This window comes from Vibrio sp. V33_P6A3T137 (assembly GCF_009904835.1).
In the GTDB taxonomy this organism is placed as follows: domain Bacteria; phylum Pseudomonadota; class Gammaproteobacteria; order Enterobacterales; family Vibrionaceae; genus Vibrio; species Vibrio metschnikovii.
Genome location: NZ_WXWK01000107.1, coordinates 21,582 through 37,163, shown reverse-complemented (window position 1 = coordinate 37,163; position 15,582 = coordinate 21,582). Strand labels below are relative to the sequence as shown.

The 15,582-nt window shown below is 45.1% G+C and carries 14 protein-coding genes; all 14 read left to right on the top strand.

Annotation, left to right across the window (positions count from 1 at the left end; translation table 11 throughout):
• Nucleotides 1-101 precede the first annotated feature (101 nt).
• The 14 genes from CAG60_RS10325 to fliI all read left to right on the top strand — a co-directional run bounded on the left by CAG60_RS10325 (nt 102) and on the right by fliI (nt 15,582).
• Nucleotides 102-1,235, top strand: coding sequence for a flagellin (locus CAG60_RS10325; protein ID WP_161438877.1), 1,134 nt, complete (start codon nt 102-104; stop codon nt 1,233-1,235).
• Between the two features lie 282 nt (nt 1,236-1,517).
• On the top strand, nt 1,518-2,648 hold the full coding sequence (locus CAG60_RS10320; RefSeq protein ID WP_161438876.1) for a flagellin: 1,131 nt from the start codon (nt 1,518-1,520) through the stop codon (nt 2,646-2,648).
• Nucleotides 2,649-2,728: 80 nt separating this feature from the next.
• Complete coding sequence (flaG, locus tag CAG60_RS10315) at nt 2,729-3,187, top strand: flagellar protein FlaG (protein WP_161438875.1); 459 nt, start codon at nt 2,729-2,731, stop codon at nt 3,185-3,187.
• A 21-nt stretch (nt 3,188-3,208) separates the two neighbouring features.
• Entirely contained in the window at nt 3,209-5,173 is a 1,965-nt protein-coding gene (fliD, locus tag CAG60_RS10310) for a flagellar filament capping protein FliD (protein WP_161438874.1), read from the top strand.
• A gap of 4 nt (nt 5,174-5,177) precedes the next feature.
• On the top strand, nt 5,178-5,483 hold the full coding sequence (locus tag CAG60_RS10305) for a flagellar protein FliT (RefSeq protein ID WP_040904736.1): 306 nt from the start codon (nt 5,178-5,180) through the stop codon (nt 5,481-5,483).
• A gap of 11 nt (nt 5,484-5,494) precedes the next feature.
• Nucleotides 5,495-5,905 carry a flagellar export chaperone FliS gene (gene fliS, locus CAG60_RS10300; protein WP_004394755.1) on the top strand — a complete coding sequence of 137 codons (411 nt, stop codon included), beginning with the start codon at nt 5,495-5,497 and terminating at the stop codon, nt 5,903-5,905.
• A gap of 231 nt (nt 5,906-6,136) precedes the next feature.
• The gene (locus CAG60_RS10295; RefSeq protein WP_004394756.1) at nt 6,137-7,603 is read left to right on the top strand and encodes a sigma-54 dependent transcriptional regulator; all 1,467 of its coding nucleotides are present in this window, start codon (nt 6,137-6,139) and stop codon (nt 7,601-7,603) included.
• 121 nt (nt 7,604-7,724) lie between these two features.
• Nucleotides 7,725-8,777 carry a sensor histidine kinase gene (locus CAG60_RS10290; protein ID WP_154170431.1) on the top strand — a complete coding sequence of 351 codons (1,053 nt, stop codon included), beginning with the start codon at nt 7,725-7,727 and terminating at the stop codon, nt 8,775-8,777.
• 2 nt (nt 8,778-8,779) lie between these two features.
• Nucleotides 8,780-10,189 carry a sigma-54-dependent transcriptional regulator gene (locus CAG60_RS10285; RefSeq protein WP_161438873.1) on the top strand — a complete coding sequence of 470 codons (1,410 nt, stop codon included), beginning with the start codon at nt 8,780-8,782 and terminating at the stop codon, nt 10,187-10,189.
• A gap of 75 nt (nt 10,190-10,264) precedes the next feature.
• On the top strand, nt 10,265-10,576 hold the full coding sequence (gene fliE / locus CAG60_RS10280; protein ID WP_040904136.1) for a flagellar hook-basal body complex protein FliE: 312 nt from the start codon (nt 10,265-10,267) through the stop codon (nt 10,574-10,576).
• 16 nt (nt 10,577-10,592) lie between these two features.
• Complete coding sequence (gene fliF / locus CAG60_RS10275; protein WP_161438872.1) at nt 10,593-12,335, top strand: flagellar basal-body MS-ring/collar protein FliF; 1,743 nt, start codon at nt 10,593-10,595, stop codon at nt 12,333-12,335.
• Nucleotides 12,328-13,371 (top strand): flagellar motor switch protein FliG, encoded by a 1,044-nt coding sequence (gene fliG / locus CAG60_RS10270; RefSeq protein ID WP_115152658.1) that lies wholly within the window; start codon nt 12,328-12,330, stop codon nt 13,369-13,371. The genes fliF and fliG overlap by 8 nt, the downstream gene beginning before the upstream one ends.
• Nucleotides 13,372-13,456: 85 nt before the next feature.
• Nucleotides 13,457-14,260: a flagellar assembly protein FliH gene (gene fliH, locus CAG60_RS10265; RefSeq protein ID WP_161438871.1), complete on the top strand. Its 804-nt coding sequence runs from the start codon at nt 13,457-13,459 to the stop codon at nt 14,258-14,260.
• Nucleotides 14,260-15,582, top strand: coding sequence for a flagellar protein export ATPase FliI (fliI, locus tag CAG60_RS10260; RefSeq protein WP_004394763.1), 1,323 nt, complete (start codon nt 14,260-14,262; stop codon nt 15,580-15,582). The genes fliH and fliI overlap by 1 nt, the downstream gene beginning before the upstream one ends.

Sequence of the window (15,582 nt, the reverse complement as noted above, 5' to 3'; positions counted from 1 at the left end):
TTTCAAAACACGCCGCTAAGAAAATAACTTTGAGAGAACTACCTTGGTTTTACGAGACGTCGAAAACCGGAAACATCGGAAAATCAATTGGAGAAATTACCATGGCAGTGAATGTAAATACCAACGTAGCCGCAATGACCGCACAACGTTACCTAAATAGCGCGACTAATGCGCAACAAACATCGATGGAGCGTCTATCTTCTGGTTTTAAGATCAACAGCGCTAAAGATGATGCTGCAGGTCTACAAATCTCTAACCGTTTAAATGTACAAAGCCGTGGTTTAGATGTCGCAGTCCGTAACGCCAATGATGGTATCTCAATGGCACAAACGGCTGAAGGTGCGATGGATGAATCCACCAACATTCTACAACGTATTCGTGATCTATCATTGCAATCGGCGAATGGTTCTAACTCAAAATCAGAGCGTGTCGCGATTCAAGAAGAAGTGACCGCATTGAATGATGAGCTCAATCGTATTGCTGAAACCACGTCTTTCGGTGGTAACCGTTTACTTAACGGCACTTTCCAAACCAAAGCATTCCAAATTGGTTCGAACAGTGGTGAAGCCGTCATGTTGACTCTTAACGACATGCGTAGTGATAACGCTAAAATGGGTGGCAATAGTTATGTGGCCGCAACCGAAGCCGATAAGAACTGGACCGTTAGCGATGGCAATAATGAATTAACGATGACACTTAATGATGTGAACGGCGTAGAGCAAACCATTAATATCAGCGCCAAAGTTGGTGATGACATTGAAGAACTTGCCACTTACATCAATGGCCAAACGGACCTAGTGCAAGCCTCAGTTAATGAAAAAGGACAACTACAGGTTTTCACTGGTAACCATAAAGTCGACGGCGATGTGACCTTTGGTGGCACGTTAGCGACTGAGTTGGCGATGGGGGCGAGTCAAGCCGTTACTGTCAGTACCATTGATGTCACCAGTGTTGGTGGAGCCCAAGAGTCTGTGGCTATCGTTGATGCAGCGTTACAGTATGTCGATAGTCATCGAGCCGAGCTTGGTGCATTCCAAAACCGCTTTAACCATGCTATCAACAACTTGGATAACATTAACGAGAACGTTAACGCATCGAAGAGCCGCATTAAAGATACTGATTTTGCGAAGGAAACCACAGCGTTAACCAAAGCGCAAATCCTTGGTCAAGCCTCAAGTTCTATCTTAGCTCAAGCCAAGCAGGCACCGAATGCCGCATTAAGTTTACTTGGCTAATCAATCTCTGCCTTTACAAAGAATCCAGCTTCGGCTGGATTTTTTTATGTTTGAAATTGAGTTAGGTGGGGCGGTTTCTTGTAATCTTTAGCCATAGACGAGCGTTATTTTTTGAGCTGGATCGCCTTTTAGCGATGAGAAGAAAAAAAATAGAAAAATGTCGACTATTTCCCTAAAGGATATTTAATTGAGGCCGTTAAAGGATACGAGAGAAATGAGGTATACCGACGAGAGGTGAGAGACTTGAAGGTATACCAACTATCCGCCTAAGGAGATCAAACTATGGCAATTAACGTAAACACCAATGTGTCGGCGATGACCGCACAACGCCACCTGAATGGTGCCGCTGAAGGTGTGCAAAAATCAATGGAACGCCTATCATCGGGGTATCGTATTAACAGTGCTCGTGATGATGCAGCAGGGTTGCAAATCTCAAACCGATTAACTTCACAAAGCCGAGGGCTTGACGTAGCAGTACGCAATGCAAATGATGGGATCTCTATTGCTCAAACCGCAGAAGGTGCGATGGGCGAAAGTACCAATATTTTGCAACGTATGCGAGATCTTGCCCTGCAATCTTCTAACGGTTCAAACTCACGCTCTGAGCGTGTCGCGATTCAAGAAGAAGTTACGGCCCTTAACCAAGAACTTAACCGGATTGCGGAAAGTACCTCCTTTGGTGGCAACCGGCTGCTGAACGGTACTTTTGGTAGTAAATCTTTCCAAATTGGTGCTGAGTCAGGCGAAGCGGTGTTGCTAACGATGGGAAGTTTGCGCTCTGATACGGCTGAGATGGGCGGAAAAGCGTATCGAGCAGAAACAGGCCAAACGCCGGATTGGAGAGTCACTACCGCGACTGAACTCACGCTTAACTATACCGATAAGCAGGGTGAAGCGAGAGAAATCACCATTAACGCGAAATCTGGTGATGATCTTGAAGAGGTTGCGACTTACATCAATGGTCAAAGTGAAGATATCAACGCTTCAGTCGGTGAAGATGGCAAGCTTCAACTGTATGCTTCTTCGCAAAAAGTAACCGGTGATGTGACGATAGGTGGCGATCTTGCTACCGAAATCGGTTTTGGTACAGGGCAAGATGTTAACGTGAAAAACATCGATGTGACTACCGTTGCCGGCTCACAAGAAGCGATTGCTATCCTTGATGGCGCGTTAAAATCGGTGGATAGTCAGCGAGCTTCACTAGGTGCTTTTCAAAACCGATTCTCTCATGCGATTAATAACTTAGAGAATACCAATGAAAACGTCAATGCCTCGCGCAGTCGTATCCAAGATACGGATTACGCACGTGAAACAACGGCAATGACTAAAGCACAAATTTTGCAGCAAGCGAGTACCTCAGTATTAGCTCAAGCGAAGCAGTCACCATCTGCAGCTCTTAGCCTGTTAGGTTAACTGACGGTGCAATGGGCAGCATGGGTAGCTGAACGCGCAATTAGCGATTAAGCTACCTATAAGGTGGAAGGGAGATTGTTATGGAAGTACCATCCTACACATCGAACATCCAGCCTTACGGCTCGCAAAGTGGCACTAAACTTGCTTCAGGAAACGACAGCGTGGTAAGTGCTTCTTCGCAGGAGAGTTACCGTTCGGTGCGCAAGACAGAAAAAGTCAATGCGCAAGTGTCTGAACAACTAAAACGCAACCAAGAACAAGCGTTGCAAGCCGCGATTAAACAATCTCAACAAAGAGAGCGGATAAACGAGCAGCAACGCGCAGTGGTTATTGAGAAAATGGACGAGTTTGTTAATTCGATCAATAAAGGTTTGGCGTTTCGGGTTGATGAAGAATCCGGACGGGATGTTGTGACGATTTATGAAGCCTCTACGGGCGACATTATTCGGCAGATCCCTGAAGAAGAAATGCTTGAAGTATTACGACGTCTCTCTCGTGAGCAGAGTCCAAAGTCAGGCTTGCTGGTGATTAAGGCGTAATCGTATGATTGAGGTGATTGGATGAGTTTAGGCCCAATGGGGATGAACACTGGTTTTGATATCAATAGCGTCGTAAGGACGATTGTTGATGCTGAGCGTGTACCAAAACAGCAAAGCATTGATAATAAGCGCTATGATAATGAAGCCAGTATTAGTGCCTATGGCAGGCTCAGGGAATCACTGGATACCATGCGAAATCTCATGGCGAATTTTCGTCAAGAGAAAGCGTTTGCTGTGCGCAAAGTTGACACTTCTGATGACCAGATTGTTTCTGCAACCGCTTCAACCGATGCGATTGCTGGGAGATACTCAGTCGATGTGTTGCAGCTTGCTCAAAGCCATAAAATTGCGTCAGAGGTTATACCGAGTGACACAAGATTTGGTGAGGGTAAGCTGCAAATTTCTCTGGGTAAGAGACAATTCACGGTTGATGTCGCCAATAATTCTCGGCTGACAGATGTGATACGAGAGATTAATGGCCATAAAAATAATCCCGGTGTGCGAGCATCAATCATCAATGATGTCGAAGGACCTCGGCTGATCATTGCTTCTAATCTATCGGGTGAAAAACAGCAAATATCAATTCAAGCGCAAGCTGAGTCAGGTAACCCATTAAAACGCTTAGAGTATAAAACCTTAGAACAAAGGGTTAAAGATTTAGAGAAAGCGCGAGCTGAAGCGCAACAAATCATTGCCCCTCTGACAGCGGAGCAACAAGAAGTCGCGGCCCAAGTCGCTGAAAAAATTGGTGCGGCTGCACGTGAAGTGGATAAAGAGCTCGCGGCCCAAGCTGAACAAGCGGTATCAACAACACAAGATCTTGATGATATCTCTGGCGAAGGGATCAAAGCTGCAGAAGAAGCCAATCGTTATTTAAGACCTGAAGAGCGCATTCCCGGTTGGACAGAAACCGCGTCAGGCACCTTACTTGATTCTTATTCCGAACCTCAACCTGAACTCGATGAAAATGGCTTAGCAAAGGCCGCCGATATTCCTGGTTGGAGTAATACCGCGTCAGGCACGTTGCTTGATTCTTATGTGACCCCCAAAGAAGCCCAAGCTAAAATTGATGCCAAACTTGCCCAAGAGCAAGCTGCAATACAAGAAGCGATAAAAAGCGGCAATATGACTCCGGAGGAGGCAAAAGCGGCTGAAAGAGCAAAATTATCTCCTGAAGAGCTCGCGGTGCTTGAAAAAATGGAACAAGTTCAAGCTCAATTAAAAACGGCGCAGCACTCTTTTGATGAATATCAAGGGATGATCCAAGTTCAAGCGGGGCAAGATTCGTTGGTCTTGCTGGATGGTATTGCGACATTATCCAGTGAAAATAACATCATTGAAAACGCTATCGATGGCGTTAATCTTACTCTTAAAGGTCGACATGACGCCAATCAACGGCCTGCAGAAATTGGCATTGAGTACGATAGAGATAGTGTTCGTCAAGATATTGAGCAGTTCGTTGCGGCTTACAATCAATTTTACCAAATTAGTAAAGAATTATCGGGTGTCGATCCAAGGACGGGCCGTGCTGGACCACTCGCTGGAGATAGTATTGTTCGTAGTGCCGATACGCGATTGAAATCAGTCTTTTCATCGCCGATTGAGCAAGGGCCTGAGCAGCTAAAAAGCCTGACGGAATTAGGTATTACTACCACTCGCCAAGGGAACTTAGAAATTAACTATGCTATGCTCAACCGTCAGCTAAATAATAATTTTAATCAACTGGGTGATTTTTTTGGTGGCAATCAAGGCTTTGCTCGACGAGTCGAAGAAGCCATTCAAGGATTGACTGGGGCAACGGGATCGATCCGCACTCGCGAGAACAGCATCACCGAACAAAATCGTCGCTTGGTCAATGATCAAGACGCCTTGGATCGTCGTATGGACGGTTTAGAGAAGCGAACTCACGCTAAATTTTCGGCTATGCAGGATGCAACGGGTAAGATGCAGTCTCAACTTGCTGGTATGATGAATGCTCTGGGTTAGTGATATGCAGACTGAGCTACAAGCGTTATTTGATATTAATCAACAAATAAAAGAAAAGTTAACTATTGACGACATTAACACTGAAGAAATTCATCGCTTGGTCGATAATAGGGAACAACGGTTAGCGGTATTGCTGAGTTATATCGTAGACAATCCGCAGTTTGCGCAATCACCAGAATGGCAGAGCGCGATCGAAGAGACACAACATCTTGTTGAACTGATGCAGTCTAAAACCCTGTCTATCGGTAAATCATTGCGACAATATCGATACGGTAATAAATCGCTTCAACAATACAAAAAGTTTTTATAAAGAGGAAGACTATGCGTGGTTCTTTACAAGCGTACAAAAAAGTATCAGTGGATAGCCAGCTCAGTGCGGCCTCACCGCATAAAATCGTCCAGATGCTGATGGCCGGTGCCATAGAACGTTTGATCCAAGGTAAAGCGGCAATGCAGCAAGGTAATATCCCTGTTAAAGGTGAGCGTTTAGGCAAAGCACTGGACATTATTATTAGTCTGCGTGGCTGTTTATCGATGGACGATGGCGGGGATATTGCAAAAAACCTTGATCAATTGTATGAATTTATGATCACGCAAATCACCACCGCTAACCATAAAAACGAGCCTCAACCATTAGACGATGTGATAGATATTCTGCGTGAAATCAAGTCTGCATGGGATCAAATCCCTACTGAATATCATAATTTGACCGCGACTGATGTAGGGATATAAGTTTTATCTTAAACTTTTAACCAATATCACATCAGCTAAATGCTTGGTTGCCTTATTTTTTTAATTAAATAGAATAGAAGCCACTAACTAGCCGAGTGGCTTTTTTTGTTGCTGAATTTCACACGTTGTCTATTGTTTACTTAATTTGACGTACAATTTTAGTCAGAATGAGTAAATAATTGGTAATGGTGTAACCACAACGTCCCTAAATTAAGGCAAATATTCTCACCTATGCAAGGTTTAGCACAACTACTTGTCATTGAAGACGATCCTGCAATTCGTCAAAGTTTTCGTACTATATTGGAATTTGTCGGGGAGCAATGTGAGGTCATAGATTCTTCTCAAGCTGACCGTATCGATTGGTCTGCGCCTTGGTCTGGGTGTATTTTGGGCTCGATTACTACGCCTTTGCTATCTGATGAGCTTACGCAGGCGTTGAGTCAAGCTAACCATATACCGTTATTAGTGGCTAACCAACACCATTTTTCTGTTGAATATTTCCCTCAATTTGTTGGTGAATTGGAGTTTCCCCTTAACTATCCACAACTCAGTGACGCACTGCGTCATTGTAAAGAGTTTTTAGGGCGTAAAGGGATAGCGCTGTCAACGCCTTCGCGAAATAACGCTTTATTTCGTAGCTTAGTCGGACAGAGTCTTGGTATTCAAGATGTGCGTCATTTGATTGAGCAAGTGGCGAATACAGAAGCAAATGTATTGATTTTAGGTGAATCTGGTACTGGTAAAGAGGTGGTAGCGCGCAACATTCATTATCACTCTTCACGTCGTAAAGGCCCTTTTGTACCGATTAACTGCGGAGCGATCCCCGCTGAATTACTAGAGAGTGAACTGTTTGGTCATGAAAAGGGATCGTTTACTGGGGCGATCACCTCACGTAAAGGACGCTTTGAACTCGCTGAAGGCGGAACCTTATTTCTCGATGAAATTGGTGATATGCCAACCAATATGCAGGTTAAGTTACTGCGAGTGTTACAGGAACGCTGTTTTGAGCGAGTCGGTGGAAATACAACCATCAAAGCGGATGTGAGGATTATTGCCGCCACTCATCGAGATTTAGATAGCATGATCACTGAGCAGCGATTTCGAGAAGATCTTTACTATCGTTTAAACGTTTTTCCTATTGAGATGCCAGCATTAAAGGATCGTAAAGAAGATATTCCTTTATTGCTGCAAGAGTTGATGACCCGTATGGAAGCTGAAGGCGGAGCGCCGATTTGCTTTACTCCTCGGGCGATCAATTCATTGATGGAGCATGATTGGCCGGGTAACGTTCGTGAATTAGCGAATTTAGTTGAACGTATGGTGATTCTGTACCCCAATAATTTGGTCGATGTGAATCATTTACCGACCAAATATCGTTATAGTGATATACCTGAGTTTCAGCCTGAACCATGTCGGTTTAGTTCCGTGGAAGAGCAAGAGCGTGATGTGTTAGAAGATATTTTTTCAGAAAACTTCACGTTCGAATCTCATGATGATCTTAATGGTCATTTTGACGCAGCAAAGTCATTACCGCCAGAAGGGGTGAATTTAAAAGAGCTGCTCGCCGATCTTGAAGTGAGTCTAATTAATCAAGCGCTTGATGCTCACAGTGGCATTGTTGCTCGTGCTGCGGACATGCTAGGTATGCGTCGTACGACATTGGTCGAGAAAATGCGTAAGTATAATATGCAACGCTAAAGCGACTTTCTGGCGTGGTCAATATATTGACTGTCGTTAACGCATTGAAATTATTGAATAATAGTCTGGCTTGCATTTTGCATTTCAGACTATTGTTGTATATTAAGGCAAATTTTCGACGATGAATGATCCCGTACACAAACAACAGTCGCACTTAGACTCATTGGAAGATCAAGTTGAGCGTTATAAACAAGTGCTCGATGTAATGCCTGCTGGCGTGATATTACTGGATACTCAAGGGATCGTTCGTGAAGCGAACCCTGAAGCGCAACGGCTATTGCAAGTTCCGTTAGTCGGTGAAAAATGGTACAGCGTGATTCAAGTCGCTTTCGCACCTCGTGAGGATGATGGACATGAAATCTCATTACGTAATGGCCGAAAAGTTCGCTTAGCCATTTCTGCTTCAACAACGGGCCAACTTATCCTAATAACCGATTTAACCGAAACTCGCCTCTTACAATCACGGATCGGTGATTTACAGCGCTTATCGTCTTTGGGGCGGATGGTGGCATCGTTAGCTCATCAAGTTCGAACGCCATTATCGAGCGCGATGCTCTATGCTTCTAACTTAGCCGCGGCGAATTTACCGACTGCAACCCGTGAACGATTTCAATCTAAATTGGTTGATCGATTACACGACCTAGAAAAGCAAGTGAACGATATGTTGCTGTTTGCTAAGGGCGGCGATAACCGAGTCATCCAGCCTTTTTCTGTGGCTGAATTGGTGGCAGAGTTCTCACCTATGATTGAAACGGCATTAAAAAACAATCAAATCGATTATGATTTACAGGTTGAGCAAGACGATACCGTATTATTAGGGAATGCTAACGCATTGGCTTCGGCGCTCAGTAATTTAGTGATGAATGCTATTCAGATCATTGGTAAAGGGGCGCAAATTGATGTTTTCTTTCGTGCCGTCAACGGTGAATTAAAAATATCCGTTCAAGACAACGGTCCCGGTATCGCACCAGAGCTGCATCATAAAATAATGGAGCCTTTTTTTACGACGCGTTCACAAGGAACAGGGCTTGGGCTGGCGGTAGTCCAAATGGTCTGTCGTGCCCATGATGGGCGATTAGAGTTATTGTCGCAGCCTGGTGAAGGAGCCTGTTTTACTCTGTGCCTTCCCATCGAACGTCAATCGCCCTCACCTCAATCAGATAACGGAGAATGATCATGGCGCAAAGTAAAGTCTTAATCGTTGAAGATGATGAAGGGCTCCGTGAAGCCTTAGTGGATACTCTGGCCTTAGCTGGATATGAGTGGTTAGAAGCTGACAGTGCTGAAGATGCACTTATCAAACTTAAAACGCATCCAGTCGATATCGTCGTCTCTGACGTACAGATGGCCGGAATGGGCGGGTTAGCGCTACTTCGCAATATTAAACAGCATTGGCCAAATGTTCCGGTGCTATTAATGACCGCTTATGCCAATATCGAAGATGCCGTGGCGGCGATGAAAGAGGGGGCCATCGACTATATGGCGAAGCCTTTTGCGCCCGAAGTACTGCTTAATATGATCAGCCGTTATGCGCCAGTAAAATCCGATGATGACGGTGATGCAGTGGTGGCGGATGAGAAAAGCTTGAAGCTGTTAGCGCTAGCGGAAAAAGTGGCGAGAACCGACGCCAACGTGATGGTTCTTGGCCCAAGTGGTTCTGGTAAAGAGATTATGTCACGTTATATTCATAACGCTTCACCACGTAAAGATGGACCATTTATTGCCATTAATTGTGCTGCTATCCCAGACAACATGTTAGAAGCGACACTCTTTGGTTATGAAAAGGGAGCTTTTACGGGGGCAGTGCAAGCCTGCCCGGGTAAATTCGAACAAGCTCAAGGTGGCACCATCTTATTGGATGAAATCAGTGAGATGGATTTGAATCTACAGGCTAAATTGCTTAGGGTCCTCCAAGAGCGAGAGGTTGAGCGGCTGGGCAGTCGGAAAAGTATTCAACTCGATGTACGAGTTCTTGCGACCAGCAACCGAGATTTAAAAGCTTACGTTAAAGAAAACAAATTTCGCGAAGATTTATACTATCGATTGAATGTGTTTCCGATCACATGGCCTGCATTGTGTGAGCGAAAAGGAGATATTGCGCCATTAGCGACACACCTCGTGGAGCGCCATTGCAAAAAACTCGGTTTACCGGTCCCCAGTATTTCTCCTGCAGCCATGGAAAAGCTTCATCAATACACATGGCCTGGTAATGTCCGTGAGCTTGATAATGTGATTCAGCGTGCGTTAATTTTAAGTGAGCAGGCGGACATTACTCAGCAACATATACTACTTGAGGGACTTGATTGGCAAGATGCGTCAGGTTTACAGCAGTTGGTTGAACAAGAAGAAGTCTCGTGTCCCCAGATTAAGCCTGTTGCGCAAAGTTCGCCGATCAACAACACTCCAGCGAGTCCCGTCGGATTAGGCGATGAGCTACGTGATCAAGAGTTTACCATTATTATGGAGACGTTAGTTGAGTGTCACGGTCGGCGTAAAGAGATGGCCGAAAAGTTAGGGATTAGCCCGCGAACGTTACGCTATAAATTAGCGAAAATGCGTGATGCAGGGATCGATATTCCAGGTTGATTTGACGTGGCATATTAATTGCTCATTTACTCAATATGAATGAGAGAGTCAAAGAATTGGCATTTAGAGGTGGTTATGAGATTAGATGGCTTAAACAGTGAGATGCAAGCAATGATGGCGGAAGCAGCGAATGCTCGTCCGGCGGCAACTGGACAAAAAGTTGGCGCTGATTTTAGCCAAATGCTGACTCAAGCCATCAATACTGTTAATGGATTACAGCAGTCATCGAGTAACCTACAGACACGCTTTGATCGCGGAGATGAAGGTATCTCTTTGTCTGATGTGATGATTGCTCGTAATAAATCGAGTGTGGCGTTTGAAGCGACTATTCAGGTACGTAATAAGCTCGTTGATGCGTACAAAGAGCTGATGAACATGCCAGTATAACCATAGGATGTAAACTGTGGCCGAAGATAAACAAACAACCGATCTGGCAATATCTTCTGGTGGAGAGCAGGCGCTTTCTACCTCGATGAGCTTAGATGATGGCTTACAAAATCCCGATTTAGAAGAAAAAAGTACTTCTAAGCTTGATTTTGCCATGGGCGATTTAGATCTCTTGCGACAAATTGTACTTGTCCTATCTATCTCTATTTGCGTCTCATTAATCGTGATGTTGTTTTTCTGGGTCAAAGAGCCGGAAATGCGTCCGCTGGGTGCTTTTGAAACTGAAGAGTTGATCCCCGTTTTGGATTATCTCGATCAGCAAAAACAGAACTATCGATTAGACGGCAATACGATTTTAGTACCCAGCAAAGATTTCAATAGTATTCGACTCAATATGGTTCGTTCTGGGTTGCATCAAACTCGTGATGCTGGGGATGATATTTTATTACAAGATATGGGCTTTGGCGTATCTCAGCGTCTTGAACAAGAAAGACTAAAACTCAGTCGCGAGCGGCAATTAGCTAAAGCGATTGAAGAGATGCGTCAAGTCAACCGCGCTCGAGTCTTGCTTGCCTTACCACAACAAAGCGTCTTTGTACGCCATAACCAAGAAGCTTCTGCCTCGGTATCATTAACCTTACGTACAGGAATGAACTTGAAGCAAGAAGAGGTTGATTCTATCGTTGATATGGTTGCCAGTGCGGTACCCGGTATGCGTCCGACTCGAGTGACGGTCACTGACCAACACGGACGCTTACTCAGCTCAGGTTCACAAGATCCAATCGCCACGGCTCGTCGCAAAGAGCAAGAGCTTGAGCGCCGTCAAGAAGAAAATTTACGCAATAAAATTGATTCAGTCTTGATCCCAATTTTAGGCTTAGGCAATTACACGGCCCAAGTTGATATTGAATTGGACTTTAGTGCGATTGAGCAAACCCGTAAAGTTTTTGACCCAAATACTCCAGCTACGCGCAGCGAATATACCTTAGAAGACTATAATAACGGTAATGTTGTGGCCGGAATTCCAGGCGCATTGAGCAATCAACCCCCCGCCGATGCTTCTATCCCACAAGATATCGCCCAAATGAAAGATGGCTCTATTTTGGGGCGAGGCTCTGTTCATCGTGAAGCGACACGCAACTTTGAACTCGACACCACGATCAGCCATGAGCGGCGTCAAACAGGGGTGATTAATCGTCAGACGGTGGCGGTGGCAATTAAAAATCGCGCTGTAGTTAATCCTGAAACAGGACAGGTGACTTATCAAGCATTAAGCGAGAGTGAAATCAATGCAATTCGTACCTTATTGATAGGTACGGTTGGGTTTAATGAAAATCGTGGTGATTTACTTAAAGTACTCAGTATGCAGTTTGCTGAACCAGAAACTGATCCATTGATTGATATTCCTATTTGGGAAAACCCACACTTTAACGATTGGGTACGTTGGTTAGCCAGTGCGCTAGTGATCATTGTGATTGTTCTGGTCTTGGTGCGCCCCGCGATGAAGAAACTGCTTAATCCAGCGGTTGATGATGACGATCAATTATATGGACCTGATGGTTTACCGATAGGAGCTGATGGTGAAACCAGCTTAATTGGCAGCGATATTGAAGGGGGCGATCTCTTCGAGTTTGGCTCAGGAATAGATTTACCTAACCTACATAAGGATGAGGATGTGCTCAAAGCGGTACGTGCTCTAGTGGCTAACGAGCCTGAACTTGCGGCTCAAGTAGTGAAGAATTGGATGCAAAATGCCTAACGATATAGTCAAAAAAGACGGTGCTGAAGAAGGGATTGATATTTCAACGATTCCTGGTGAAGAGCGCGCGGCCATTTTATTACTGAGCCTCAATGAAGATGATGCGGCTGGGATTATTCGTCACTTAGAACCCAAGCAAGTGCAGCGAGTGGGCAGTGCGATGGCAAAGGCAAAAGATCTCAGTCAAGATAAAGTCAGTGCCGTCCATCGTGCATTTTTGGAAGATATTCAAAAATATACCAACATTGGTATGGGCAGTGAAGACTTTATGCGTAATGCACTTATTGCCGCATTAGGTGAGGATAAAGCGAATAACTTAGTCGACCAAATTCTCCTAGGGACCGGCTCGAAAGGGTTAGATTCGCTGAAATGGATGGATCCTAGGCAAGTGGCGACGATCATTGTTAATGAACACCCACAAATTCAAACCATTGTTCTCTCCTACCTTGAGCCGGACCAATCAGCAGAAATTCTCGCGCAATTTTCTGAGCGAGATAGGCTTCAATTATTAATGCGTATCGCTAATCTTGAGGAAGTTCAACCATCAGCACTGGCTGAGTTGAACGAGATCATGGAGAAACAGTTTGCGGGTCAAGCCGGCGCGCAAGCGGCGAAAATTGGTGGCTTGAAAGCGGCTGCTGATATTATGAACTATCTAGATAATAGCATTGAAAGCATCGCTATGGAGCAGATGCGTGAGCAAGATGAAGATCTCGCTACCCAGATTGAAGACCTGATGTTCGTGTTTGAAAACTTGGTCGAAGTGGATGACCAAGGTATCCAAAAACTACTTCGAGATGTACCACAGGATGTGTTGTTGAAAGCGCTCAAAGGTGCCGATGAAGCGCTACGAGATAAAATCTTTAAGAACATGTCTAAGCGTGCCGCTGAACTGATGAAAGATGACTTGGAAGCGATGGCACCGATTAAAGTGTCGGATGTTGAATCGGCTCAAAAAGAAATCTTGGCGATTGCTCGTAAGATGGCAGACAGTGGCGAGTTGATGTTGTCTGGTGGTGCAGACGAATTCTTGTAATCGAGGTACGGTGGTTTGCTACCTTGTGCCCTCGATGTCTTTCTTAATGAACTAGCGGCCTTTTTAGTTCGCGATAGGATGTTTCATGACTGGACAAAGAAAACGGGGTTTTATCCGTTTAGGCTCGGATGAGAATGTTGAGCCACCCAAAAAATGGGGATTACCAGATTATGGCGCAGAGCTGGGTAAGAAAGCCAAAGAAACGGCAATGAATTATGATCCCGCTTGGATGCCAAGTTTTGATGATCCTGAACCTGAGCTACCACAAACCTTAACGGATGAAGAAATTGAGTTAATCAAACGTTCCGCTTATCAAGAAGGCATCGATCAGGGCAAAGCAGAAGGGTACCAACAAGGATTTGAACTGGGTAAACAAGGCGGTTTTGAGGTTGGTCACCAAGAAGGATTACAAACGGGTAAAACAGAAGGGCTTGAAGCGGGGCAACAAGCCATTCAAGAGCAGGTGAATGTTTTGATTACATTGGCCGATCAATTTGCTCAACCATTACAATTAATGAATGCACAAGTTGAAAAGCAGCTTGTGGATATGGTACTGACTTTAGTCAAAGAAGTGGTGCATGTGGAAGTTCAAACCAATCCACAAGTGATTTTAGATACGGTGAAAGAGTCAGTCGAAGCACTCCCTGTGACTGGACATGCCATTCATTTAAAACTCCATCCTGAAGATTATGAATTGGTTAAAAATGCTTATGGTGAAGCGGAGTTAAATTCACGTCAATGGACACTCAGTAGTGAGCCAGCCTTAAATCGTGGTGATGTACAAATCGAAGCCGGTGAGTCGAGTGTCAGTTACCGTATGGAAGAGCGCATTCGTAGCGTATTACAACGCTTTTGTGGCACAAATCGCCACCAAGTAGGACAAGAGTAATGTTGTCACTGGCCGAACGATTAGCACAGTACAAAACACAAGGCTTAACAACCAGACCTGTCGCGTCAGGCAAGCTGGTACGCGTCGTTGGACTGACGTTAGAAGCAACGGGGTGCCGAGCACCAATTGGTAGTTTATGTAAAGTCGACACCATGTCTGGTGAAATGGAAGCGGAAGTGGTTGGGTTTTCTGGTGACAGTCTGTTTCTGATGCCCAGTGAGCAAGTCAACGGTATCTTGCCGGGAGCCAAAGTAACCCCACTGACCGAAGAGGCAGGATTAGCGGTAGGGATGGAGCTACTGGGTCGAGTGATTGATGGTGTCGGCAATCCTTTGGATGGACTTGGACCGATTTACACCGATCAACAGGCCACGTTTAATGCTCAACCGATAAACCCTTTATTGCGTAAACCGATCACCGAACCATTAGACGTTGGAATCAAAGCCATTAATGGGTTACTGACGGTTGGTAAAGGCCAACGTATCGGTCTTTTTGCAGGCTCTGGTGTCGGTAAATCGGTTACCTTAGGGATGATGACTCGTGGCACCACTGCGCAAGTGGTCGTGGTGGGACTAATTGGTGAACGTGGCCGAGAAGTAAAAGAGTTTATCGAAGAAATACTTGGCGTGGATGGCCGTCAACGCGCTGTTGTAGTCGCAGCGCCCGCAGATTCCTCGCCACTGATGCGTTTGAAAGGTTGCCAAACGGCATTGGCTATCGCGGAATATTTTCGCGATCAAGGGCTCGATGTACTCTTATTGATGGACTCATTAACTCGTTTTGCTCAAGCGCAACGGGAGATCGCACTATCGGTGGGAGAGCCGCCAGCGACTAAAGGTTATCCACCTTCGGTGTTTGCTAAATTACCCGCATTGGTTGAACGAGCGGGCAATGGCGGTCCGAACCAAGGCTCGATCACCGCCTTTTTTACGGTGTTGACCGAAGGGGATGATTTACAAGATCCGATAGCTGATGCGTCGCGCGCCATTCTGGACGGTCATATTGTTCTCTCAAGAGAAATGGCAGACGCTGGTCATTATCCCGCGATTGATGTTGAAAAATCCGTCAGTCGGGTAATGCCACAAATCACCACAGATGAGCACATGCTGATGTCTCGAGCGGTACGACAAATCTTATCGATTTGTCGTAAAAACCAAGACTTAGTCTCAATTGGCGCCTATAAACCTGGCACCGATAAAGCGATTGATAGTGCATTTACTCTCAAACCAAGGTTGGATCAGTACCTTCAACAAGAAATGAAAGAGTCGGTACCTTATGAGATGTGCGTTGGTATGTTAAAAAATGTCTTGAGCATGGAGTAG